Origin of the sequence: Duganella sp. LjRoot269, assembly GCF_964254095.1 — a bacterium.
Lineage (GTDB): Bacteria > Pseudomonadota > Gammaproteobacteria > Burkholderiales > Burkholderiaceae_D > Rugamonas > Rugamonas hordei.
In genome coordinates this window covers 6,959,502-6,983,592 of sequence record NZ_CAXUSL020000001.1, presented here as the reverse complement: position 1 = coordinate 6,983,592, position 24,091 = coordinate 6,959,502, and the positions used below count along the sequence as shown (strand labels likewise).

At 62.8% G+C, this 24,091-nt stretch carries 19 protein-coding genes; 4 read left to right on the top strand and 15 right to left on the bottom strand.

Going from position 1 to position 24,091, the window contains the following annotated elements:
* Positions 1 to 15: 15 nt before the first annotated feature.
* From ACSQ3S_RS31195 to ACSQ3S_RS31175, 5 genes are all read right to left on the bottom strand, one after another.
* A complete protein-coding gene (locus ACSQ3S_RS31195) occupies positions 16 to 912 on the bottom strand; it encodes a LysR substrate-binding domain-containing protein (protein ID WP_176652181.1) in 897 nt (298 codons plus the stop codon).
* Positions 913 to 1,186: 274 nt separating this feature from the next.
* Positions 1,187 to 1,462 (bottom strand): YkgJ family cysteine cluster protein, encoded by a 276-nt coding sequence (locus tag ACSQ3S_RS31190; protein ID WP_176652182.1) that lies wholly within the window; start codon positions 1,460 to 1,462, stop codon positions 1,187 to 1,189.
* Positions 1,463 to 1,474: 12 nt separating this feature from the next.
* Positions 1,475 to 2,239: an alpha/beta fold hydrolase gene (locus ACSQ3S_RS31185; RefSeq protein WP_436144795.1), complete on the bottom strand. Its 765-nt coding sequence runs from the start codon at positions 2,237 to 2,239 to the stop codon at positions 1,475 to 1,477.
* Positions 2,236 to 3,252, bottom strand: a complete 1,017-nt coding sequence (locus ACSQ3S_RS31180; protein WP_353401369.1) for a M14 family zinc carboxypeptidase — start codon at positions 3,250 to 3,252, stop codon at positions 2,236 to 2,238. Before ACSQ3S_RS31180 ends, ACSQ3S_RS31185 begins: the two co-directional genes overlap by 4 nt.
* A 44-nt stretch (positions 3,253 to 3,296) precedes the next feature.
* Positions 3,297 to 4,214, bottom strand: a complete 918-nt coding sequence (locus tag ACSQ3S_RS31175; RefSeq protein WP_436144794.1) for a LysR family transcriptional regulator — start codon at positions 4,212 to 4,214, stop codon at positions 3,297 to 3,299.
* Between the two features lie 96 nt (positions 4,215 to 4,310).
* On the opposite strand from ACSQ3S_RS31175, the gene ACSQ3S_RS31170 reads away from it, so the two are divergent.
* Together ACSQ3S_RS31170 and ACSQ3S_RS31165 are read left to right on the top strand one after the other, a co-directional pair.
* Positions 4,311 to 4,751 carry an ester cyclase gene (locus tag ACSQ3S_RS31170; RefSeq protein ID WP_436144793.1) on the top strand — a complete coding sequence of 147 codons (441 nt, stop codon included), beginning with the start codon at positions 4,311 to 4,313 and terminating at the stop codon, positions 4,749 to 4,751.
* 161 nt (positions 4,752 to 4,912) lie between these two features.
* Positions 4,913 to 5,662 (top strand): substrate-binding periplasmic protein, encoded by a 750-nt coding sequence (locus ACSQ3S_RS31165; RefSeq protein WP_436144792.1) that lies wholly within the window; start codon positions 4,913 to 4,915, stop codon positions 5,660 to 5,662.
* 6 nt (positions 5,663 to 5,668) lie between these two features.
* On the opposite strand, the gene ACSQ3S_RS31160 is transcribed toward ACSQ3S_RS31165, so the two are convergent.
* Positions 5,669 to 6,937, bottom strand: coding sequence for an SGNH/GDSL hydrolase family protein (locus tag ACSQ3S_RS31160; protein WP_436144791.1), 1,269 nt, complete (start codon positions 6,935 to 6,937; stop codon positions 5,669 to 5,671).
* A 157-nt stretch (positions 6,938 to 7,094) separates the two neighbouring features.
* On the opposite strand from ACSQ3S_RS31160, the gene ACSQ3S_RS31155 reads away from it, so the two are divergent.
* Entirely contained in the window at positions 7,095 to 7,883 is a 789-nt protein-coding gene (locus ACSQ3S_RS31155) for a hypothetical protein (RefSeq protein ID WP_436144790.1), read from the top strand.
* Positions 7,884 to 8,361: 478 nt separating this feature from the next.
* Positions 8,362 to 8,745: a hypothetical protein gene (locus tag ACSQ3S_RS31150; protein ID WP_436144789.1), complete on the top strand. Its 384-nt coding sequence runs from the start codon at positions 8,362 to 8,364 to the stop codon at positions 8,743 to 8,745.
* Here the strand turns inward: ACSQ3S_RS31150 and ACSQ3S_RS31145 are convergent.
* The 9 genes from ACSQ3S_RS31145 to ACSQ3S_RS31105 form a co-directional block, all read right to left on the bottom strand.
* Positions 8,681 to 10,255: a GH39 family glycosyl hydrolase gene (locus ACSQ3S_RS31145; protein WP_436144788.1), complete on the bottom strand. Its 1,575-nt coding sequence runs from the start codon at positions 10,253 to 10,255 to the stop codon at positions 8,681 to 8,683. The genes ACSQ3S_RS31150 and ACSQ3S_RS31145 overlap by 65 nt on opposite strands.
* Positions 10,256 to 10,381: 126 nt before the next feature.
* Entirely contained in the window at positions 10,382 to 11,398 is a 1,017-nt protein-coding gene (locus tag ACSQ3S_RS31140; protein ID WP_436144787.1) for a glycoside hydrolase family 43 protein, read from the bottom strand.
* A gap of 168 nt (positions 11,399 to 11,566) precedes the next feature.
* Positions 11,567 to 13,879 carry a dockerin gene (locus ACSQ3S_RS31135; RefSeq protein WP_436144786.1) on the bottom strand — a complete coding sequence of 771 codons (2,313 nt, stop codon included), beginning with the start codon at positions 13,877 to 13,879 and terminating at the stop codon, positions 11,567 to 11,569.
* A gap of 201 nt (positions 13,880 to 14,080) precedes the next feature.
* Complete coding sequence (locus tag ACSQ3S_RS31130) at positions 14,081 to 14,665, bottom strand: PEP-CTERM sorting domain-containing protein (protein WP_436144785.1); 585 nt, start codon at positions 14,663 to 14,665, stop codon at positions 14,081 to 14,083.
* Positions 14,666 to 14,693: 28 nt separating this feature from the next.
* On the bottom strand, positions 14,694 to 17,216 hold the full coding sequence (locus ACSQ3S_RS31125; protein WP_436144784.1) for a cellulose binding domain-containing protein: 2,523 nt from the start codon (positions 17,214 to 17,216) through the stop codon (positions 14,694 to 14,696).
* 547 nt (positions 17,217 to 17,763) lie between these two features.
* On the bottom strand, positions 17,764 to 19,026 hold the full coding sequence (locus ACSQ3S_RS31120) for a helix-turn-helix domain-containing protein (protein WP_436144783.1): 1,263 nt from the start codon (positions 19,024 to 19,026) through the stop codon (positions 17,764 to 17,766).
* A gap of 634 nt (positions 19,027 to 19,660) precedes the next feature.
* Positions 19,661 to 21,736 carry an alpha-L-arabinofuranosidase C-terminal domain-containing protein gene (locus ACSQ3S_RS31115; RefSeq protein ID WP_436144782.1) on the bottom strand — a complete coding sequence of 692 codons (2,076 nt, stop codon included), beginning with the start codon at positions 21,734 to 21,736 and terminating at the stop codon, positions 19,661 to 19,663.
* Positions 21,737 to 22,081: 345 nt separating this feature from the next.
* Positions 22,082 to 23,281 (bottom strand): helix-turn-helix domain-containing protein, encoded by a 1,200-nt coding sequence (locus ACSQ3S_RS31110; protein ID WP_436144781.1) that lies wholly within the window; start codon positions 23,279 to 23,281, stop codon positions 22,082 to 22,084.
* Between the two features lie 269 nt (positions 23,282 to 23,550).
* Complete coding sequence (locus ACSQ3S_RS31105; protein WP_436144780.1) at positions 23,551 to 23,823, bottom strand: hypothetical protein; 273 nt, start codon at positions 23,821 to 23,823, stop codon at positions 23,551 to 23,553.
* Positions 23,824 to 24,091: the final 268 nt, after the last annotated feature.

Here is a 24,091-nt window from a genome sequence, read left to right as displayed (position 1 = left end):
AATCGCGCGCCGCCGTCAATCCAGCGAGCGTTGCATCTCTTCGATTTCATCCTTCACCCAGGCGCGGAAGCGGGTGACCTTGCTCATGCCTTCCTTGTTCGGGTTGACCAGGAAGCGATAGCCGCGGCCATAGGTGGCGGTGAAGCAGGGCAGCACCTTCAGCGCGCCGCTCAGGATATCTTCGTAGGCGATGGCATAGTGCGTCAGCCCGATGCCGTGGCCGGCCAGCGCCGCCTGCACCAGCACGGCGGCGTTGGTGTAGGAGCGCGAGAAGTCGTATTTGCCGTTGAGGATATGGTTCTCGCGCAGCATGCGGATCCAGTTGTCGGTCGAATCCTCGTACAGCAGCGGGAAGCGCTCCAGATCGGCCAGTTTCAGCCCGTCCTGGCCCGGCGCCAGCAGCGACGGGCTGTACACCGCCACCAGCCGTACCCGGAACAGGAAATTGGGATCGGAGCTGTCGACCGCCGAAATGCGCAGTGCCACGTCGGTACTGCCGTCGTCCATGTCCACCAGGCGGTCGGTGGAATCGATGCGGATATCGAGGTCGGGATACAGCTTGGTGAAGCGGCTGATGCGCGGCACCAGCCATTTGATCGCCAGCGAATGCGTGGTGGAGATGCGCAGGATTTTTTCATCATCGCCGTCCCGCAGCGCGGCGACCTTGGCGCGCAGTTCGCCCAGCGTGCGGCCGACCGCCACCGCCAGTTCCTGGCCCTTGTCGGTCAGCGTGATGTGGCGCGGGTGGCGCACAAACAGCTCGAAACCGACGGCCTCCTCCAGCTGCTTGACCTGCAGGCTGACCGCCGCCGGGGTCTTGTGCAGCTCCTGCGCGGCCAGCTTGAAACTGCCCCAGCGGGCCGCGCAATCGAAGTCGATCAGGCCGGAAAGTGAGCGCAGCGGTTTGTCCATAGGCTAAGTTTTTCTTACGCTTATCTCGAAAATAACTAGTTTGATAACGCTGGAAGGCCGGAGGAGAATATAACTCATGCGCCGATAAAACTCCATGAGCAAGAAATTATTGCTTGTCGGTGCCAACCAGCCAAGCAGGAGGCAGCCATGATCCAGACCACGATACCCACGACGCCAGCAGCCAAAGTCTGCGAGAGCAAGGAGATCTTGCCTAAATTTTCCGCGGAATTGATGAAGATGCTGGCGCAGCTGGTGACGCTGCGCTGAGGGGCTTTTAATGCGGCGCGGTGGCCCGTTCGAGATCGGCCAGCCAGATCATCGCCGCCTCGCGGCTGGCGCCGCACATGTCGGCGGACGGCTGCAGGCCACCGCAAAAGGCCGGGCGTTCGGGCCGGCCGAAGATCTTGCAGCGGTTGTCGTCGGCCAGCTGGATGCAGCGCACGCCGGCCGGTTTGCCGTTCGGCATCCCGGGGATGGGGCTGGTGATGGAGGGCGCCGTGCAGCAGGCGCCGCAGTTCGGACGGCAGTCCAGGGCTGGGGTGGTGTTCATAGGGGCGTGATTTTACGCCCCTTTTTCTCCGGCCAGCCATTTCGCCACCGACGCGGCGACCCAGGCGCCGTCGTCCAGCGGCAGGTCGTGGCCCGCGCCGGGGTGTACTTCCAGCGCCGCTTTCCAATGCTGCGCCAGCCGCAGCGAGCAGCGATGGTCGACCAGCCGGTCGCCGGCGCTGGCCAGTACCAGCAGCGGCACGGCGGGCCGCGCTGCCGGCGCGCGGAAGCGCGCGGCTGACCACAGCTGCCGCAAGGCGTTCCGGCGGCTGACCGGGAACTCGCGCTGATAGCCGAGCCAGCGCTGCACCAGGCCTTCGCGTTCGGCGGCGTCGCCCTTGCTGCTGGTCAGGCGCAGGATCAAGCGTTCCTGGCGCTCGACACCGCCGCGCAGCATCAGACCCAGGATGCCGGGATAGTTTTGCCAGCGCAGCCGCTGGTGGAAACGGCTGAACGGCCGCATGCTGGTGTTGATCAATACGCAGCGCTGCACTTCCGCCGGATAGCGGCTGGCCCATTCCACCGCGACCATGCCGCCCAGCGACAGCGCCAGCAGCGAGTAGGGCGGCTGCAATCCGCGCGCGCGCAGGTCCTGGCGGCAGAACTCCACCATCCGCGCCACCGTGGTCGGACTGCGCAGCGCATGCCGCTCGCCGTTGCCTGGCAAGTCCGGCGTGACGATGGCCGCCTCCGGCAGCGCGGCGCCAAGCTGGCCGGGGAAGCGTCCCCAGTGGCGCTGCTCGCGCATCAGGCCGCGCAGCAGGACCCAGTTGCTCATGCGTCGTACCACTGCGTCAGCGCGCGGCGCTGCTGCACCTTGCGCGCCATGCCTTCCGGCCGCCAGCGTCCGTGGCTGTTGGCGGCGCGCATCAGGAAATCGAACCAGATCAGGTGGCGCCGCAGCACGCGCTGCAGGCGGTGCTTGGCGGTCGGATTGAACATGGCGATGCGGTCGAAGATCTGCCGCGGATTCTTCTTTACCCACAGCCACGAGCCCATCTCCAAGGTCAGCGGCAGGAACACGCGCTCGTTGTAGCTGGTGCCGTTCAAATACAGGTAGTCCCACAGGTCGCCGTGGGTGCGGTACTGGCGGCTCTGCGGCTCGAACACGTAGTTGTGGTTGGGGTAGCTCTGGCTGAACAGCTGCTCCAGCGCGCCGATGTCGGCCAGGTGCGGAATCGGCGCGGCCGTGTGCGCGTGCGGGAACCAGATGCGGTCGCGCAGGCCGAAGCCCGAGTGGCAATCAAGCGCCATGCTGAACTGGCGCGACAGCAGCTCGCGCTCGACGAACTCGCATACGGCACGGCTTTCCGGCTCCATCGGCGCGCCGGCCTTGCCGCGATACCACGGCAGGTGATGGCTGAAGCGCTGGCCGCCCAGCATGAACGGCACCTTGTCGACCGCGCTCAGAGGGGCGTTGCGCATCAGGTCCACGCCTTGCGGATTGCAGCGCGTGGCCTGCCACATGCCACCCGGGTTCACCAGCGGCATGAACACCAGCCGCATCGATTCGAGCTGCTGGTGCAGCGTGCTGTCCCAGCGCAGCCGCGCCAGCAGGCTTTCCATGAACGACAGGATGACTTGCGTGCCGATGCGCTCCAGGCCGTGGATGCCGCCGAAGAAGCCCAGCGCCGGCACGTCCGGGCTCGGATTGCCGAGCGCGATCGCATACACCGGGAACTGGCGGCCGTCCATCGCCACCGTGCAGGAGGTGCTCACTTCCAGATGCGGCCCGCCTTCGTCGATCAGACGTTTCAGGGTGATCAGTTCGGGCAGGTTCTTTTCAGGCATGGACGTGGCGCGGAGAGATATGACCGACAGTGTAGCCGATATTTTCAGCCGTACAGTTGGCCGCATGCCAGCGCCACCTGGTCGCGCAGCCAGCGCTGGGCGGGGTGGGCGTCGTTGCGGCGGTGCCAGTGCAGCACGAAGGGCACTGGCGCCAGGTCCAGCTGCGGCAGCGGCAGCACCGCCAGCTTGCCGCGCAGGCCGCTGGCTTGCACCACGCCTTCCATCAGCGTCGCCAGCAGATCGCTGTGGGCGACGATGGCCGGCGCCGCGTACATCTGCGGCAGCGTGAGGGCGATGTCGCGCTTGTGGCCCAGCTGCGCCAGTCGCACGTCGACGTGGCCGACGCCGTCGCCCTCGGGCGATACCAGCAGGTGCTGGCAGGCCAGGAAGCCCTTCAGCGACATGCGTTTCTTCGCCAGCGGATGGCCCTTGCGCATGACGCAGACAAAGCGTTCCTCGAACAGCGGCATGGTCGGGATGCGCGGCGTGGCGCCGCCGGGTACGCCGACCGCCGCGTCCACCTCGCCGGCGTCGAGCAGCGATACCGCATCCTCGCGCGCGCTAAAGGACTTGATGCGCAGCGTGATACCGGGCGCCAGTTGCGCCAGGCGCTTCTGCAGCGCCGGCAGCATGACGAAGGCCGGATGATCGGACAGCCCCAGCGTAAAGCGCACGGTGGAACGGGATGGATCGAAATCCTGGGTGAAATCCAGCGTGCGCTGGATGCTGGCCAGCGCTTCGCCCAGCGGCGCCGCCAGTTCCAGCGCGCGCGGCGTCGGCTGCAGGCCGGCGGCGCTGCGCACGAACAGCTCGTCCTTCAGCAGCAGGCGCAGGCGCGCCAGCGCGGCGCTCATCGCCGGCTGCGTGCGGCCGATGCGCACGCCGGCGCGGGTGACGTTGCGTTCGCAGATGAGGGCGTCGAAGGCGACGAGTAGGTTGAGGTCGATTCCATGTAAATCCATGTCATGGATAATACCGCATATCCATTATCGATTGGACTTGCGTTGGTGCCGCTTGCTACAGTGAGCGGGTCGTTCACTCACACAGGAAGCAGCATCATGACCATGCAGGAAAACGGCCTGACCAAGGCCCAGCAACAAGCCATGGAAAATCTCTACGGCGCCTTCAACCACAAGAACCCCGAGCTGCTCGAGCTGGCGCTGATGCCGGACTGGCAGGACATCCCCCTCGGCCCCGGCCAGCAACCCGGCCTGGCCGGCATGAAGCCCATCGTCGATATGTTCGCCGCGGCCTTCCCCGACGTGCATATCGAAGTGCTGGACATGTTCGGCCGCGACGGCCGCGCGGCGGTGCGGGCGCGGATCACCGGTACGCACCGGGGGGAGTTCTTCGGCCTCGCGCCGACCGGCAAGCCGATCGCCATCGCCATCCACGAGTTCCATACGCTGGGCGAGGACCGCATCGTCCAGACCTGGCACCTGGAAGACTGGTTCGGCATGCTGAACCAGGTCGGCGCCTGGCCGCCGGCCGCTGCCTGATCGGGTTGTTCAGGCCATCAGCGCCGGCAGACTCGCCGCTAGCGCATTGAGCCTGGTCGTGTGATCGGCGCCGCCCCAAGCTTAAAAAACCTAAGCGAACACGCGTATAATTGCCGTCAGGCGAAGATGTTCTTGACGCCATGCCAGGAGATTACGCGGGAATGAAGACGCTTCGCTTGCTGCTGTGGGTGGGGTTCATATGCTTGGCGATCACCGTGCATGCGGCCCCCACGGTCACCTGCGTTACGGAGGAAAACCGGCCCGTCAATTTTTGGGAAAACGGCAAGGTCACCGGCTTCAGCGCCGAGGTCGTCGAAGCCGTCCTCAAGGAAATCGATGTGCGGGCCGACATCCAGATGATGCCTTGGGCGCGTGCCTACGCGACGGCCTTGCACGGAGAAAACGTGCTGATCTTCTCGATCATGCGCACGCCCGAGCGCGAACACCTGTTCAAGTGGGTCGGCGTGGTCTCGCCGCCCGACAGCTCCTATCTGTTCGCCCTGCGCGAACGCAAGCTCAAGCTCGCCAATCTTGGCGACGCGCTCAACTACAACATCGCCACCATCAACGGCGACGCGCGCGAGCAGTACCTGGAGTCGAAGGGCTTCGTCAAGGGCCGCCAGCTGCATGGCAACGCCCAGCCAAAAACCAACTACGAGAAACTGAAGCTGGGACGCGTCGACCTGTGGGCGATGAGCGACATGGTGGCCACGGATATCGTGCGGCGCGAAGGGGGCGACCCGTCCCAGGTACTGGTCCGGGCATTGCAGTTGACCGAACTGGGCAGCGGCGGCAGCTACATGGCGTTCGGGCCGAAGACCGACGATCTGTTGGTCGAGCGTTTTCGCAAGGGCCTTGAAGCCGTCAAGGCAAATGGCACGTTCGCGGCGCTGCAGAAAAAATGGTTCTAGCCTGGCCTACACGGCCTTGGGCGGCGGCTTGAGCTTGAAGCCGCCTCCGCGTATCTGTTCCATGACGGAGTTGTAGTCGCCGCGCACGGCCGCCGACGGCCCGGCCAGCGTCGCCAGCGTCGAGGCGACCTGCGCGCCGGTCAGCTCGCCGAACGAGCAGTTCGACCGTTTGAGCTCCGCGTAGATTTCCGCCCAGATGATCTTGTACATCTGATCGGTGGGATGCACCTCGTCGATGGTGGTGATCGGGCGCACGGCCGTCGTGTCGTACTGCGCCGCGCTTACCTGCGTGGCCCGCCCGGCCATGGCGCCGGCCATCAGGTGATAGTTGCCTTCGAACAGGCGGTTCAGCGTTTCCTCGCTGATGATATTGCCGACCTCGGCGACCGAGTCGCCGTTGCCGCGCGCGATCAGCGACAGGTGGGTGTTGTAGTTCATCACGCCCGTCTCGAAGCCTTTGATGAGCGTCACTTTTTCCTGCAGGTTCTTCACCGCGCGGGCGCTGGCGCTGAAGCGGCCCGACGTCACGTTTTTGGCGGCGGCCGTGTTGAGAGCCTGCTGCGCGTGCCACAGGTTGCCGGCGCGGCCGTGGGTGGGCGCGGCCCGCTGGATCTTCAGCGCCGTCGTCAGCGCGGTCTCCGCCTCGGCCAGCTGCTTGGTATAGCGGACCGAGGTGAGGGCGCGCGCCAGGTTGACGAACATGAAGCGGCATTTGCCGCGGCGCGCGCGGACGATTTCCACCAGCCGGTTGCGCTGCACGTTGGCGACCGCGTCGGCCACCTGGTGCATCTGCGCGGGCGGGCGTCCGGCGGTGTACAAATCGTTGGCGCCGAACCAGACCAGGAACAGCGTGTTGCCCAGCTGTAGTTCGGTGGTGCGCAGGTCCGCCTCGAACCAGTCGATCTGTTCCTTGAACGTGCCCAGGAAGGCGGCCTTGGAGGCGGGCGTGTCGCCGCAGGCGCCGCCTTCGGCGTAGTTCGCGTACTGGAAGGGATGGGCGCAGTCCAGCATGCTTTTCATGCCCAGATTGATGTGCCGCTTGCTGAGGGCGATGGTCGACTCCGCCGTGTTCGCCACCAGTGATTGCCCGCCGGTCGCTTCCTCGATCATGAAATCGGTCCAGTTGCGGCAATCGCTGTAGCGCCCGCTCGGGCTGACGTACATCTCGTTGAAGGCCAGGGCCGCCTTGCCCGCCTTGGTGGTCCACTTGCGGCCGATGTCCGACAGGCTGTCGCCGAATACGATGACACTCTCCATCAACATGGGGCTGGGCATGGGACGCTCGCTGGGCGTGAAAAAGGTGAATCTATTTTAATGTATTTCCGATATGGTTTTCTGGAAACATCGAGGATATGCATGGCGGTTGCCCGAAGGTGCGGCCGGGACTGAAAAAGATTATGATGTATGCAACTTATACGCGGGCGGAGGAAAGATGGCGTTGATAGACATGGTCAATCGGCTGGCTGTAAATCACAATGATCGCGTCCGGGATGCCGTGACGATCAACGCCGGCGTCGAAGCGGTCAGCGGGAGACGCATCAGAATCAGGGCCGGTACCACCACCGTAACGCTGCAGGGCCGGCCTTTGGGAGCACCCCTCGGGACGCCTTGGACCGACATCCCGCTGGCCTCGGTGACGCTGCCGCAGATGACCCATTTTGTTAATTTTCTCACTCAGAACTCCTTTTTGCCAGGAAATCACAGAGGAGTGCTTAACAACGCTGCCTGGCAAGGTTTTTATCATTTGGCAAACAGGGCCCTTGCCTATACCAATCATGCCAACGCAGCGGTGGCAAATCCCGCCGAGCCTTCCGTTGCCTGCTATGACTGCGGGCTGGTACTGCCTACCCGGAATATCCAAATCGATCACCAGCGTCCTGTGGAAGGCAATAATACCGAAGCGGTATGTAAGGTTTTCCGTTCCATCGGTCTGACCGTGGGGGCGGCGGCCGGTCCCAAAGGGGCGCACTTCGCCGGAATTCATCGCGCCAATGTCGGTGGCGTGGTGGGGGCGGCAGGGGCGGCAACCGCTGCCAAATACACGCTGAATAATATCGGGGAAATTTATCTGACTGTGGCGGATTGGTGCGGCCTATTAACCGGAAATCACGAACTCGACATGGCGTGTATGAATCATATTATCAATCTGCGCCCGCTGTGCCCTGCCTGTAACACGCCCAACCGGAATACGCCTCATTTCCCGGTTCCCATGGCGATGTAAAGCCGCTGGCCGCCTGTTGTTACGTCCTAATATAATCTGAAACGCGTACCCTTAGAGAACAAGGACTTAGCGCTGGCAGGCAGAGTCTAACCGGACACTAAAAACTCAAACAGAGCTCGGCTCCAGCCATTTTACGTGGCCAGGTACAAAAAGATTCTGAAATGGCGTTGAACTCTGGTGCGCGGTGTGCTCGCGCACCTGCGGCGGCGTGTTCTCTTGCCGACGTTTATGGCGAAAGCGCCTCCATGCGCGGCAGAGTGATCGGCGCGCGACACGGCGAAGTGGGGCGCCACCGGTACAAACTCGCAGCCTGCAGCGGCATCCTAGTAGCAAGGCATCTTTGGGGCGTCAATCCGAGCTTTGGCGGTGGTCTTTTGCTCAGTCTATTGCTATGGGCGTTGCTTCAAGGGGGCATCGAGCCGGGTGGCAATCAAGGGCCGCTTCCAGCCTGACCGACGAGCAGCGCCGCGCCGTACTGATGGACGAGCTGCTGGCGCACATGGCCGAGGAGAAGACCGTGCTGCGCCAGAAGATCAACGAATCCATCGGCGCGGTGCGGGCCTGGCTGCGCGAACACGGTTTCGCCCAGCTGGCCGGATACGGCAACGCCAACCCGGCGCCTCTGCTGGCGAACGTCCGCAAGAGCCTGGCCGCGAAGGCCACCGGCAAGGCCTCGATGCCGGTGTTTGGGCGCGGCGACCAAGACGTCGTGGGCCAGACCGAAAAGCGCATCGAGTACCTGATGTCGGCCCGCGCGCCAGCCGGAAACCACCGGGCCGGCCGGATAGTACGGACCGTTATTGCGCTGCGCGCAGGTTCAGCAGGTAGACGTCGTTCTCGCGCAAAGGCAGCTTCATGCTGAGTTTGCCATCAGCGCCGACTTGCACCTTCTTCCGCTCTGTCGGCTTGCCGTTGGCAATCGATTTGAGCGTGGCTACCTGCGGCCTGGTCAGTTGCTTTGGCGAGCCCATGCCTATATAGGCGGTGAAGGCATCGTTGCGCTTGTAGCCAACCTGCGAAATTTCCATCGTGTACGCGCCCTTTTTCAGCCCCTTCAGGCTGAGCTGCACGTCCCCTTTGTTCTTGGGTGGCAAATCCTTGATGAAGAACTGCTGGTTATTGACCTTCTCCGGCAGCGTGTGGGTGTAGTCCCACAGCAGGACCTGCACATTGCCCTTGCCGTCGGTGGTCGCCATCGATCGTTTGTCGGGGTCGGCCAGCTCGTTCTGCCCCAGCTGGTTCAGGAACTGGTAGGCGAAGTAGGCCGGTTTCTTGATCCCCTGCGTGTTCATCAGGCCAAAACCGCCGTGGAACACTTCAAAGCGCGGGCCTGGCTCTTCAAAGATGTCGGTGAACACCCAGTAGGACATCGATTGTGCCGCATTCCCGACCTGCTTCAGCTTGTCCAGGATATACGCCGCCTGGTGGTAGCTGTCGTGCGTCGGATCGGAGGCCGTATATGACGAGCTCCACTCGGTATAGTGCAGTTCCAGCCCCGGCATGGCCGAGGCCTCGATCTCCTTGCGGTTCCTGAGCACGTCGCCGACGACCGCAGCGTCGTCGGCGCTGAGCACGGTGCCCTTGGTGCCGAACTCGTCGAGGTAGCCCTCGCCCACGCCATAGGTATGGGTACTGACGAAATCGAGCGGCACCTTGTTCTGTACGCAGTAGGCGATCATCTCAGGAATCCAGGCGGCCCCGGCGGTGGCCGGGCCACCGACCTTGTAGCTCGGGTTGACGCTCTTGATCCCGCGCGCGGCGTGGGCGTACAGCTTGAAGTAGTCCGCCTGCGTTCCCATCCAGAAGCCGTCATTCAGATTCGGTTCGTTCCACACCTCGAAGTACCAGCTTGCCACTTCCTTGCTGCCATAGCGCTCGGTCCAATGCTGGGCCAGGGCGCCTATCAGCTTTTCCCACTTTTCGTAGCTGGTCGGCGGCGTCACGTTGCCGCGCCACCAGAAGATGGTCTGGCTGCCGCTGGCCATTGCCTGCGGCATGAAGCCAAGTTCAACGAAGGGCTTGATGCCGATGCTGAGCAGGTAGTCGAACAGGGAATCGATGTACTGGAAGTTGTATCGCTCATTGCCCTGCGCGTCCGTCCCCCCATAGACGCCCATGTCGTCGTTGAGCAGGCCGTGCATGCGGATGTACTTGAAGCCGGCGTCGCGTTTGATCTCGGCCAGCTGCTGCTGCCAGTCGGCGCGCAAGCCTTCGTTCGCACGGCCGGCACCGACCGTCAGATTGAACGTCCGATTCAACTTGCCCTTGACGGCTTTGACGTCAAGGTCGATGACGCGATCCTGTGCCCAGCTTGATGGTGCGCAGGCCAACAAGGCGCCCAGCAGCATCGCCGCGATTTTTTTGTCACTCATTTGTTTCTCCATTGGTTTTCGACTTTGTAATTCTTAGCGCTTGCCAGCGCCTTCAAGATCGCGCTCAGATCCCCAGCGCAACGACACAGGCGCCACAGCGGACGCGGCGTCGCCCGGGGCAAGGTCCTAACGCGCCCGCGGAACACTTACGCCGAGTTCTGTCTGCATGACCGGCTTCATCGTACCGTCCGGATTGTATTGCAGATACTCGACGGTAACAGCACGCCGGCCGGCCGCGCCTTTCATGTCGCCGATGTCCAGTGCGGCGTTATGGAGGAACAGGTACCAGTTCTCTTTGAACTGGACGATGCCCGGGTGGATCGTGAAACTGTTCTTGGCCGGTCCCGTCAACAGGCCGCGGTAGGTCCAGGGCCCGGTGATGCTTGGCGCGGTCGAGTATGATACGTGTTCGGCGCTCTGCGTGGCTTTGTCGAGCGATGCATAGCTCAAGTAGTACAGCTTGCCACGCTTGTGCAGCCATGGGCCTTCTTCGAAGTGCGACGGGGTGATTTCGCGGATCGGTCCGTCGATGTCGATCATGTTGGACTTGAGTTTCGCAATATAGCAATTGCCATTGCCCCAGGCCAGCCAACTGGTGCCGTCGTCATCGGTGAACACGGTGGGATCGATGTCTTCCCAGTTGTGCGGGCCCTTCGGCGTCATCTCGTTGGTGACCAGGGCCGAACCTCGCGCATCGACGAACGGACCGGTCGGCTTGTCCGAGACCGCCACAGCGATGGCCATGCCGGGGTGCGTGTCATCGTGTGCGACGGCGGCGTAGAAGTAGAACTTACCGTTCTTTTCGATCGCCTGGGACGCCCACGCATCCCCTTTGGCCCATTTGAAATCCTTCGCCTTCATGATCGGCCCATGTTGGGCCCATGTCTTCATGTCCCTGGTCGAATAGACCAGCCAGTCACGCATGGTGAACATTTCGTCGCCTTGCGCTTCGTCGTGGCCCACATACAAATAGAGCGTGTCGCCGACGACCAGCGGGGCGGGATCGGCTGTGAACTTATCGCGGATGATCGGGTTCGCGCCGGCGGCATTGCCGGGCTTGAGCTGTGCGCATGCTGGAACGGTCAGCGTGACCGCGCATAACGATATCGAAGCCAGCCACTTTGGGCCGCTACTGTTTTTCAAGGAACTTATCATGCAGGTACCCATATTGCCCATGTGTCAAATATTCAAAAGCTTCTTGTCGGTCGGGGTGGTCGATTGCATCCAGCTCGGTCGTGGTTTACAAGGAACCGCCGCGGCATGATTGCGGCGCCGCGGCGGTCACTGACTTACCTTGATGCGTGTTGCTGATCAGTTGGAATACAGCAAGCCGCGGCCCACGCCGGTGACGTAGATCCGGCCGTAGGTGTTCCAGTCGGCCGCCATCACGCCGATGCCGCCGAACTGGTGGGCAGCGTCGTTAAAGCGGGTCCAGGTGCTGCCTGCATTGTCGGAAGCCCACACGCCCCACTGGCCATTGATCGTGCCCACCACGTAGACTGCCGCGGAGTATGGCGCGCCAGCGGCTGCCTTGCCCAGGGCCACGTAGCTGGCACCCTGCAGGTCGGGAATACCATAGTCGGGACTATTGCTGCCCCAGACCGACGCGAAGTTGTTCAGCTTGGTCCAAGTGGCGCCCGAGTCGACCGAGTGGTACACCGTGTTGCCGTCAGCCAGCCAGATGTCGCCCTCGGCGTTCGGATTGACGGCCATCGAGGTGGCTTTCCACCCATTGGCGCGCAGGTTCGCCGACACCGAGCCCTGGCTCAACGTGAAGGTATGGCCGGCATCGGTCGAGACATAGACCCTGCCTGGCGTTCCCGACCAAGCTACACCGCCCGAATCGTAGGCATAGACCTTGTTCGAGTTCCTGCGGTCCGCCGCGAGCCGGTAGGCACGCTGCCAGGATTGCGGCGCCAGCACGGGGAGATTCGTCGCCGTCCAGCTGGCGCCGTTGTTGGTGGTGTAGGACGGCACCGTATTGCTCGGCGCCCAAATCACATTGCTGTGTGCGGTGACGGCGATGCTGGCCACTTCGCCATAAGGGGTTGCGCCGCCGGTGGGCAGGGTGGCGAAGTTCGTCCACGTGGCGCCGCCGTCGCCCGACCAGGTTCCGAAGCCAACCCCTGACAGGTTCAAGGTGCCGACACTGGCGATGTATTGCGAATTAGTCCAGCTTATGTCGGCCGAATTGCCAACCGACCAGTCGGCGGTCGGGCCTTTGGTTGGTTTCGTCGCGAGGTCGGTCTGGACCCAGGTGCCGATGTCGCCCGCGCTGTTGACGAGCTTGTACGTCGCGCCGGCTGGCGGGACGGCGAGCGACAGTGTGGCAGTCTCCTCGAGGCTGTTCACCTTCATGGTCCAGCTCGGTGTCGCCGACGAGGCGTTCAAGGTCTCGAAGGCGCCGCCGCCGGTCACGTGCATGATGTGGTCGCGGTTGTTCGGATCGATCTCGATGTCATCATTCCACCCCCAGTACGCTCCGTCGGACGGCGTATGGGCCATCGCGGCCTCGATTTCACGCCAGGTGCCGCCTGCATTGTCGGACAACTGGACTATCTTCTTATCGGAGGTATTGCCCCAGGTATTGGTCACCGCCAGCGCGATGCGCGTGCTCGCACCTGTGCCGAAGACGGACACGCCGCCGTAGCCGCCCGCGGTGGTGCTGCTCAGCAGGGTCCAGACGCCGCCAAGACCGCTATACTTGTAGAGGTAGCCGGGACCGTCGCCGCCCGGGCCCGAGTTCTTGTTGAACACCACGTAGTAGGCGCCATCGGCGGCGCGCACATAATGCGGGATGTAGTAGCCGGCGACCGCGGCCGGCACCGCCGCCGGCGTCCATGAGTAGCCGCCGTCGCTGGACCGGTAGAAGATCGAGCTCAAGCCCGCCGCGTTGGCGTAGTCGGGGGCGACCGCGGCCCACATGTTCCAGGTCGTCTGGCCGCCGCCCACGTTCCCATTGTCGAAGATGAGATGCTCGACGCCGACCATGTCGTTGGTCGTCGTGTAGGAAGACAGGCCCGTGACCTGCGCCCAGGTCTGGCCCGAGTTCGTGCTCTTCCACAGGCCGGCCATGCGCGAACCGTAGAACATCGTCGACGGATTGGTCGGATCGAGCCTCAGGCGCTCGCCGGTCGCCCGGCCGATACCGTTGCCGTTCACGACGAATGGCAGGGCGACCCAGGTCCAGCTGCTGCCCTGGTTGGTGGAAATGTACAGGCGACCGTTTCCGCTGCCATTGCCCGCGACCATATAGACGAGCTGGTCGTTGGTGGGATCGAGGCCTATGCTTTCGACGTAGAGGAAGGCCGCCTCGGCTACGGAGAAGCCATCGGTGATGGGCGTCCATTTCGACGCGCTCTGGTTCCAGCGGTAGGCGCCGCCAACGTCCGTCCGGGCGTACAAGACGTTCGCGGAGGTCGGATGATAGATCAGGCCGCTGACATAGCCGCCGCCGCCCCACTTCACGCTGGTCCAGCTGGTGGCCCGGACGGCCCCCTGGCGAATGGCGGTGCCACTCGCAACGGACGTGCCGGACGCGACTTCCGCGACGCCGCCGCAGGCCGTGACGAAAGCGGCCGCGAAGATTGAAAGAACGGCAATTCTGGTTTTGAATCCATTCATACTAGTCTCCTCCAAAAATAGATGTATTATTTATATTTGTTATACGATTTTTATCGTATTTAAGTCTATTCATGCCTGCCGCTGCGACGCGGCGGGCTGCTGGCGCTCAAAAAACGGGCGCCCAAAGCCCTCCCATAAAGTCCACGGCGGAAACCGCCGTGGAAGAGAGCCAAACTGTGGTCGGCCAGAGGGCCGCGATCGTCAGCGCGAAGACCTGCGCCGCGCCACCACCAGCACCAGCATGCCGATCCCCAGCATCAGCGGGGGGCCGGGCTCGGGCACTGGGGCGGCGGCGGTGAAGTCGTCCATCACATACCAGCCGTTGTCACGCGTGACGGTCAGGGACGACACGTTCTTGAAGTTGGCGGTCACCCAGACGTAGCCGTCGCCGATGGCGACCTGGCCGGTGGCGCCAATCAGGTGGTTGGATGCATCATAGGCGCTGATGTCGATCCAGCTGGCCTTGTCGGCGGCGCCTTGCGGCGCGGCGAACCAGGCGCCGGCAAAATCGAACGCCTTGGCGCTGCTGACGCTGACGGCATCGGAACCGAAGCCGTTGACGGCGAAGTTCTTGCCGGAGTGGGCCGCGTTGCCGTAGCCGTCGATGGTGTTGTCGCCGGCGTACCAGTCGTCGCTCCAGCTCAGCCCCGCATACGGGCTGATGTCGCTCAGGCTGGTGAAGTCGCCGTTGGTGGCCAGCTCGTCGAAGTTGCTCACGGCGGCTTGGGCGCCACCGCCCATCAGCAGGGTGGCGCTGGCGATCAATGCGAACAGAGTCTTTTTCATGATCATTCCTGATGAATTGAGTGCGTGCTTACTTGCAGACGTCCCCGGTCACAACCGGCGTCGAGACGGGGTTCTCGGTCGACTCGTTGCTGAACACGAGGCCGAACACGACGGTCTGGCCCGGCTGGATGTCGCGGTTCCAGTCGACGTTGGTCGCGCTGAAGGTCGGCGTGGTGCCCCTGACGTTGGCGTTCCAGAAGCCACCCACATTCGACTTGTCGGCGTAGGTCCAGCTCACGTTCCAGCCGTGGATGACGTCCGTGCCCTTGTTGGCGATGCTCACTTCGGCGACGCCGCCGCCCCACCAATTGGAGGTCATGACGTACTTGCACTCGTTGACGGGCTTCGCCGGCACCACCGGTACCTGCGGCCCCTGCGGCGCCGCCACGACGTCACCGTTCGGGTCGATCTTGCCGTAGGCGACGCCACGGCCGTTGGTGCTCATGTAGACCGTGCCGTAGGTGTTCATGTCGCCCACAACCAAATTACCCTGCGCGCCGCCATATTGGTGGGCATCGTCGTTGACACGGACCCAGCTGGCGCCCTGGTCGATCGAGCGCAGCATGCCGCGCGTGGCGCCCACCGTACCCCACATGTACAGGGTCGGATAGCTGGCGCCCGGAGCTTCCTTGCCCAGGCCCATGGTCGAGCAGGAATTGATGCCAGGAACCTGGGTGAAGGTCACACCCGAATCGGTCGAATGGTTCAAGCCGTTCCATTCCAGGCAAGCCCACAGGTCGCCCTCGCGGCCGGGGGTGGCGCGCACAAAGGTGTTGCCCCACGGGCCCAGCTGTTTCTGGAGGCTGAACGACACGCCGCCATCGGTACTGATCATCAGGTTGCCGGTGGGACGGTCATAGACATAGAACTTGGCCGGGTTGACCGGGTCGGCCACCGGACGGGCGTTGTTCACGGCAAGGCCGGCCACGGGCGTCCAGTTGGCGCCGAAATCGGTCGAACGGTAGGTGGTGCTCGAATTTTCCGGGCTATGCAGCAGCACGAAGCCGTCGGCCGACAGTGCCACGTTGCCACGCGAGCCGTTCATGGAGGCCGCCTGTACCCAGCTGGCGCCCGTGTTGGTCGAGATATAGAGCTTACTGCCCACCCGCGCCATCACATGGTTGGCCTGCGGGGCGACGGCCAGGCCGGTGTTGGACCCCATATCCGGCATATGGCGGGTGCCGTACTGGCCCGCGTCGGCCTGAATGAAGCCGTCGAAGTCGCCGATGACCGACACCAGCGGCCCGCCAGGCAGGCTCTCGAGCGCGTACACGCCGCTCTCTTCCATGCCTTTGACATCGAATTTCCAGCGGCTGACGGGGGCGTCGATGTCGCTGGTCCTGAATACGCCGTTACCCGACACCGCCCACACGCTCTTCGGGTCGAAGGGGTCGAACTCGATCGTGCCCAGCCAGTGGATCGAGGTGCTGGCGCCCCACTCGACGCCGTCGCCGTCGACCGTCATGCCGTTGGCGAAGACGTCGGTCCAGCTGCGGCCGCCATCCAGGGAGGTAAATACGCGGTCGCCCCAGGTGGCCGGCTGATGCTGCTGGTAGGCCCAGATGCCGAGGCTCGAGGCCACCAGGTGCTTGGGATTGCTCGGATCGACGCTGATGCCGCTGTACGGGGGGGGGACGCCGCCGATCGTGAAGGACGGCGTGATGTTGGTCCAGGCGCCGCCGATGGTGTTGTACTCCCAGATCTGGCCGGTGGTAAAGGGCTCGCTGTCGCTAATGCCCTGGCCGACGCCATTGGCATAGGTCATGTACAGGCGGCCCTTGGAGGTGAGGGCCGCGCGCTGCGGAATGAGGCCGGCCGGTGCGCCCGCGACCGGGGCGAAGGTGGCGCCGCCGTCCTTGCTCAAATACAGGTTCGGTCCCACCGAGCCGTAGCGCGATATGCCGACATAGATGCGCTTGGTCACGCCCTGGCTGACGCTGGTCGGATCGGGGAGCACGAAGGTGATGCCGTTGTCGTCCGGGGTGCTGGTCACGTTCAGTCCGTTGACCCGGTTCCAGGTCTTGCCCGAATCGACGCTCTTGAACAGGCCGTCGCGGCGCGTACCCACGTACAGCACGTTGCTCGAGGCCGGGTCGACCTGCAGCTTCTCGCCGCTCGAGCGGCCCGGGCCGTTGCCATGCGCCTTGAACTGGGCCGTCACGTCGACCACGTCGAAGTGCTTGCCGTAGTCGCTCGAGCGCATGATCGCGGTCTGGCCGTTGTTGTAGTAGCTGGTGCCGGCCAGCATGTAGACATTGGCTGCGTTTTTCGGATCGATGGCCAGCGCCTCCACACCCATCAGGCCGGTGTTCTTCTCGCTTAGCCAGTCCGTCAGCGCGATCCAGCGGCCGTTCTGGTTGTCGTAGCGGTAGGCGCCACCGACGTCGGTGCGCGCGTAGACCACGTCGCGCTCGCTCTTGCTGGTCACGATGCCGCTGACAAAGCCGCCGCCGCCCATCGCGACAGTGTCCCAGTGATAATTCTCAGCTGCGGCCCCGCAGGACATCAGCAAACCCGCCGTCAAGCAGGCCACCATTTTTTTCAATTGCATTACCGTCTCCCACATTATTTATTTTTCAACTCACCAGCCGCCACCATCAGCGATGCGTGATATCGGTGAAGATTTACCAACCGACAATTCGGTGGAGCGCGGATGTCTTGCCCCATTCCGCGGCCGCCTAGACACTCATTCCTGCGCCTGCAGCCGGGCGGTAGCGAAACCCGACGCATGGCGAAAGAATAGGCAGGCCAAGCTGCGCACCGCTAGCGCTGCGGGGCGAATGCCTTGCGAAGCGCAGAAATTGCAAGCAATCGTGCACACGTTGAAAACCGGTCGTGGCAGCTGGCGTACGGTGGGGCAAGCGCGCCTGGAAAGCATGTCTGCCATGCCACGCGGTGTCCGTCGAGCCTGCATGGTTCGGCCCACACGGTGGGCGCTGGCAATCGGTGGGATGGCGGGCGCGGTCCGTGCGCGGGGACGCAGGAAGCCAGTCGCGGTTCAGATTCGATGGTGAGGACGGGAGGGATCAGACTGCCCGCCCGCGCACACGGCAAGCGTCGGATGCGGCGCTTGCGGAGAGGGCTGGGGATGGGGCGGTTCAGACGGGTGGTTCGACCGGAGCGTTGTCGGCGGCTTGCTGCCGCGGCCGCTGGGTGGCAAGCGTCCGGAACGCGTTCGGCGTGCAGCCGAATTCGTCCTTGAACAGCTTATTGAAATAAGGAACATTGGAATAGCCAACCGAATACGCGATTTGGGACACGGCAGCGCTGCTGTTTTCGGTCAGCAGCCTGGATACCTCGGTAAGCCGCAGCTTGTTCAGGTAACTGTTGAAGGTCATGCCCAGTTCGGACCTCAACACTTCATTGATTTTATTGCGGTTCACGCCGGTCGCTGCCGCCGTGCCTTCCAGGTCCAGTTGGGGGTCGGTATAGGCGCTGGCGATATACTGCAAGAGCGCTGTCTTTTCCTTGTCCTTGTACGGTTCCAGGGTGAGCTGGCGATAGGCCACAAAGGGCAAATTGGTTTTCACTTTCGAATCCACGCTGGCCAGCAGCGCGCGCGCATGGGCCCGGAAAAGCCAGACGCCAAACGCCACCCAGCCAGCCAGGATGATGAGCGCCAGCGCGGTCAAATAGCGGTAATCGCGGCCATGCAAGGTCAGTTCGCTGATTTCAATATAGACATCGACATTGTGGGGAGTGCCAACGCTGGGCCCAAACATGATTTTCGCAACTTTGTCCAGTTCATAACCCTGGAGTGCCAAGTCCAGCTTCATTGCAGGAAACCACCAGTCGGGGATCCGCAGCCGGGCCAAGTCGAGCGTCACCGGCGTGCCCTGTTCACTGCACGAAAAATACGTTCGCGGTGGACGGTAAGTCGCCAAGTCGCCTGGCTTGGAGAACTTTTTATCGAAGGTGGACAGTTCGAACGTCAGGGACGAGGCCGGTGCACATGTGGCAACGAAGGTAATGGTACGGAACTTCGACCAATCCGCGTGGATCTGCCGTCCTTTGTCGTCCTTGAAGATCATGGCGGCGGCGGCAAAAGGATACGGGGCAACGTCCTTGAGCTTGAAGTCGAAGCGCAGCCGGTCGCGTGAGTCGCGCAAGCGCACTGACGACGCTCCGCCAACGCCCTGGTCGGAAAACGTCAGGTACTGCCAGTAGGAGTCACCATGTTGCACCGGCAACAGCACCTGTTCCGGAAAGGACCGGACAACAAAAAAAACCGCCAGCAGCAGGTCCACCAGGATCAGGACAATCAACGCCAGCAGTGCTTTCTTATAGAACTCTTGCATATAGATAGTGGTTTGAACTGTCTCGGCGCCGCAGCTGATTGACCGCCACGGTTCCGGCATCATAACAGGCGCCATACGGGACGGTCTGAGGTATTTTTCCAAGGGAGCGCCCGGACGCCGGCAGCTTGCCCGCCGTCCCGTTTCGCTTGCTTGCCCCTCAGCCAGCTACCCATCAACGTCCCCGAGGCTTAGTTTGTTTACATTTCTGCGGATTGTAAGAAACTCCCTTCCGCTTGCACCTGCGGCTCCGGAGAAAGAGCAAACCGGCGCATGGCGAAAGCATAGGCAGGCCATCAGCCGCAGCGCTATCTCCGCGCGGCGAATGGCTTACGAAGCGCAGAAATTGCAAGCAATCGTGCACTGTGGAACATCGGCCGTGGCAGCTGGCGGGCGCGCAGGCGACTGGAAAGCATGTCGGCCATGCCACGACGGGGGCCAAAGCGCCTTCGCGGCAGGCGCGATCCCTGCGCGCGGGGGGCGGCTTCAGTCGTGCTTCAGGTTCGATGGTAAAGGACGGGCAGGACCAGGCGGCGCGGCCGCAACGCGTCCGCGACAAGGCATGGGTCAGATGCGGCGCGTCAGGCGAGGGCTTGGGATCGGGCGGTTCAGACGGAGGGGGGCATAACAGGTGCACAGGGGACAGCGCACCGAGGCGGTGCAGGCGCACCAATGCGCCCGCAGCCCGCCGGCTGGCGGCCTATTTGGCCGACAGCACCAGCACGGTCACCGAATACGGCGCGAAGCTGTAGCTGAACTGCTTGCCAAGGCCGCGCGCCTTGCTCGTCACCGGCACCACCTTGGTCGGCTCGGTGATGGTGTTGGTGTCTTCCTTGCGCGACGAGCTCAGGACGATCGCCTTGCCTTCGGCCGCCACCTTGGCGGCGCCGGCCAGATCGACCTGCACCGTCTGCGCGGTGCCGACCGAGTTGACCACCTTCAGGTAGATCTCGCCGCGCTGATCGGACCTGGTCGCCGAGAAGAACATCGTCGGCACCTGGATGGCCGGCGGCAGGTCCTCCGGCTTCTCCTTGCTGGCCGGCCGCTGCCAGCTCTGCATGCTCACTTTCTCGGCGTGCAGCGGCAGCGACACATCGCCCAGGTAGTGCTTGAACATCTTCTGCGCGTGGTACGACGGCGAGCCGTAGCTGGACTGCACATCGTAGCCGATCAGATTGCTCTGCCACTGCATGCCGCCCGGGTTAACGTTCACCAGCAGCGGCGCGTAGCAGGCCATCTCGACGACGTCGGCATTGCGCTCCATGCCGGCCATAAAGGCGGCATCGGCCAGTGCGGAGTACAGATTGGTGGTCGGCTCGCCTTCGCGCGCGGCCCACTCGCCGATAAACACTTTCGGCCCGCGGCGTTCATAACTGTCGTAGCGCGCGGCCTCGTTCAACATCTCCATCACGTTGAAGTAATAATGCTCGTCGACCAGGTCGGGCACACGGCTGCTCACCTTCTGCTGCGCGCTGAGCCAGTCCTTGCCACCGACCGTGGAGATCAGCTTGATCTGCGGATACTTCGCCTTGATGGCGTCGTGGAACTGGGCAAAGCGGCCATCGTAGGTCTTGTCCTTCTCGAAGCCATCCTCGTTGCCGATCTCGACATAGCGCAGCTTGAAGGGCGCCGGATGGCCATCCCTGGCGCGCTGCGCGCCCCACTTCGTGCTGACGTCGCCGGTGACATATTCGATCTCGTCGAGTGCTTCCTGGACGAAGGGCTCCAGTTCCTTGCCGACCGGGACCGACTCGCCATTGAGCGCGTAACCGGCGAACACCGCCAGCACCGGCTCGGCCTTCATGTCTTCGCACCACAGGAGAAATTCGAGCAGGCCCATGCCGTCGCTGGAGCGGTAGCCCCAGGTGCCGGGATGGCCGGGACGCTGCTCGATCGGGCCCAAGGTTTCCTTCCACTTGAAGCGCGTCCCCACGCTGCCGCCTTCGAGGTAATTCCCGCCGGGGAAGCGCAGGAAGCCCGGCTTCATGTCGACCAGCTTTTCCATCAGGTCGACCCGGAGGCCGTTCGGCCGCTCCTTGTAGGTCGGCGGGAACAGCGATACCTGGCTGAACCACACTTTGCCAGGGGTTTCGGTGGCAAGCACCAGGCGCGCGTCGGAAGTCGTCTTGACGTTGGCAGCCGTGCTCAGGGTGACGCTGTAGCGTTTCCATTCGCCGTCGATCCGGCCGCCTTCGGCCTGGGCGTAGACGGTCTTGCCGTCGACACCTTCGATGCTGACGATCAGCGGCACGGCGCCGGCACCGTTGATCTTGGCGTAGAAGCTGGCGCGGTAGCTGGTGTTCGGCTTGACCGGGATGCCCCAGTAGCCAGCATTGGCGACACCGACGCGGTGCCCCGGCGAAGCGTTGGGGGCGTCGAGACGCAGGCTGTTCGGCAGGGCGGTGCCGGCCACCGGGTAGCGCTGATCGACCGCAATCGCGGCGCTGCCGCCGGCTTCCTGCACCACCGACCAGTGCTCCGGGTTGCCGTCGTTATCCTTGAAGGCACGGTTGCGCACCAATTCGGCATACAGGCCGCCATCGTAGGAAAAGTTGATCTCCTCGGTCATCTGACCGTAGAGGGTTGGGCTGACCGGAATTCCTGGCTTGGCGAGGTCGATCCGGACGGCGGTCTGCGCCATCGCCGGCGGGGTGCTCAAGGTGGCCAGCGCAACGAGGCTGGCGGCGAGCCGGCGGCGCGGTCGCGCGCAGCGCGTGCCCCCGCGGGACATCGGCACACGTTTCGTCAAGCAGACCATCATTTTTTTCAATTGCATTTCGTCTTCCACTTTTTTTGTTTTCCAACTTACCAGCCGCCGCCACCAAGGCACCCAGTCTGGCGCCTGCGGGCCCGCGCGGTAGCGGAACCCGACACATTGCGACAGAATAGGCGGGCCAGCGGGCCCACCGCTATCGCTGCGCGGCGAATGTCTTACAAAGCGCAGAAATTGCAAGCAATTGTGTGCATAGTGAAAATCGGCCGTGGCAGCTGGCGGACGTCGGGGCAGGCGCGACCGGAAAGCATGTCTGCCATGCCACGATGGGTACGTAGTGCCTTCGTGGCTCGGCCTACATAATGGGCGCTGGCAATCGGTGCGAGGGCTTGCATGGGATGGGGTGGTTCAGACGGGGGGAGCTACCGGAGCGCTGTCGGCGGCTTGCTGCTGCGGCTGCTGCGCGGCAAGCGTGCGGAACGACTTCGGCGTGCAGCCGAATTCCTCCTTGAACAGCTTATTGAAATAAGGAACATTGGAATAGCCAACCAAATACGCGATTTCGGACACGGCGGCGCTGCTGTTCTCAGTCAGCAGCCTGGACGCTTCAGTGAGCCGCACCTTATTCAGATAGTTGGTGAAGGTCATGCCCAGTTCGGATTTCAATACTTCATTGATTTTATAGCGGTTCGCGCCGGTCGCTGCCGCCACGGCTTCCAGGTCCAGTGCGGGGTCGCTATAGGCGCTGGCGATATACCGCAAGACCGATGCCTTTTCCTTGTCCTTGTACGGTTCCAGGGTGAGCCGGCGATAGGCCACAAAGGGCAAATTGGTTTTCACTTTCGAATCCACGCTGGCCAGCAGCGCGCGCGCATGGGCCAGGAAAAACCAGACACCGAATGCCGCCCAGCCAGCCAGGATGATGAGCGCCAGCGCGGTCAAATAGCGGTAATCGCGGCCATGCACTGTCAGTTCGCTGATTTCAATATGAGTATCGACATTGTGTGGCGAGGCGGCGCTGGAACCGAACATGATTTTGGCAACTTTGTCCAGTTCATAACCCTGGCGTACCACGTCCAGCTTCATTGCAGCAAACCACCATTCGGGGATCAGCAGCCGGGCCAGATCGAGCGTCACCGGCACGCCCTGTTCGCTGCAGGAAAAATAGGTTCTGGGCGAACGGTAGGTGCCGAAGTTGCCTGGCTTGGAGACCTTGTCATCGAACGTGGAAACGTCGAAGGTCAGGGACGCGGCCGGTGCACATTTGGCCACGAAGCTAATGGTACGGAACTTCGACCAATCCGCGTGGATCTGCCGTCCTTTGTCGTCCTTGAAGGTCAAGGCGACGGAGGCAAAAGGAAACGGGGCGACATCCTTGAGCTTGAAGTCGAAGCGCAGCCGCTCGCGCGAATCGTCTACGTGCACTGACGACGCTCCGCCATCGGCCCCATCGGAATACGTCAAGTACTCCCAGCGCGAGTCACCTTTTTGCGCCGGCAACAGCGTCCGTGTCGGATAGGCCCGGTCAACAAAGAAAACCGCCAGCAGCAGGTCCACCAGGAGCAGGACAATCAGCGACAGCAGCGCTTTCTTATAAAACTCTTGCATATACGTAGGGCCTTGCACTATGTCGGCGCCACACGGGTTGACGGCGACGGTCCCGGCATCATAGCAGATGGCGAACGGGACGGTCCCAGGAATTTTTAAGGGACCGCCCGCAGCGCGCCAGCTAGCGGCCTATTTTGTTGCGGCTGACCGAAAATTGACCAGCGGGGGGCGGACAAAAACTTTGACTATTGGGAGGTAGTTCATGTACTCATACGAAGACCGCGTTCGGGCTGTAGAACTGTATGTCAGTAAGCGTCCAGCCGTCCCATCTATGAAATCCTAGTCGGCACCACCAAACTATCGCCTCGATCGATACAGGAGGTGGAAGGTGTCAAATAAGGACCGGCAAAAGGTGGCTGCTCCACTTCGTCTTCTGTATCTGATGCGTAATATCCCCAGCGTTGTGCGTAGCGCTGCCATGGCACGTCGTCGAAATCCTGCAGTAGTAGCGGATTACGGTCGCGAAAGCCGGTGATGAGTTGACGATCACGCTCGCTGAAGTCAGGCCCCATGAACGCCTGTTTCATGTGATCTTCGGTCATGGCAGGGTTGCCCTGGTCTAGCGCCAACCGTTGCGACGCGACGCGCCTTCTTGCACCGTAGGACCGGATGCCAGCGCAATACTTAAATAGTATGGAGCCGTCCTTGTCTTCCACTTCGGAAGGCAGCGGCATCACGTTGTATCGCCACAGGGCGGGAGCTAGAATAGCGACTCGCCTGTTCAAGGTTCTATTCGGGCGTAACACCTGTCCCTCCCTTGACGCTGCCAGCCCTTGCGCTTATATTAATGACTTATAAGTAAGTTAAAAT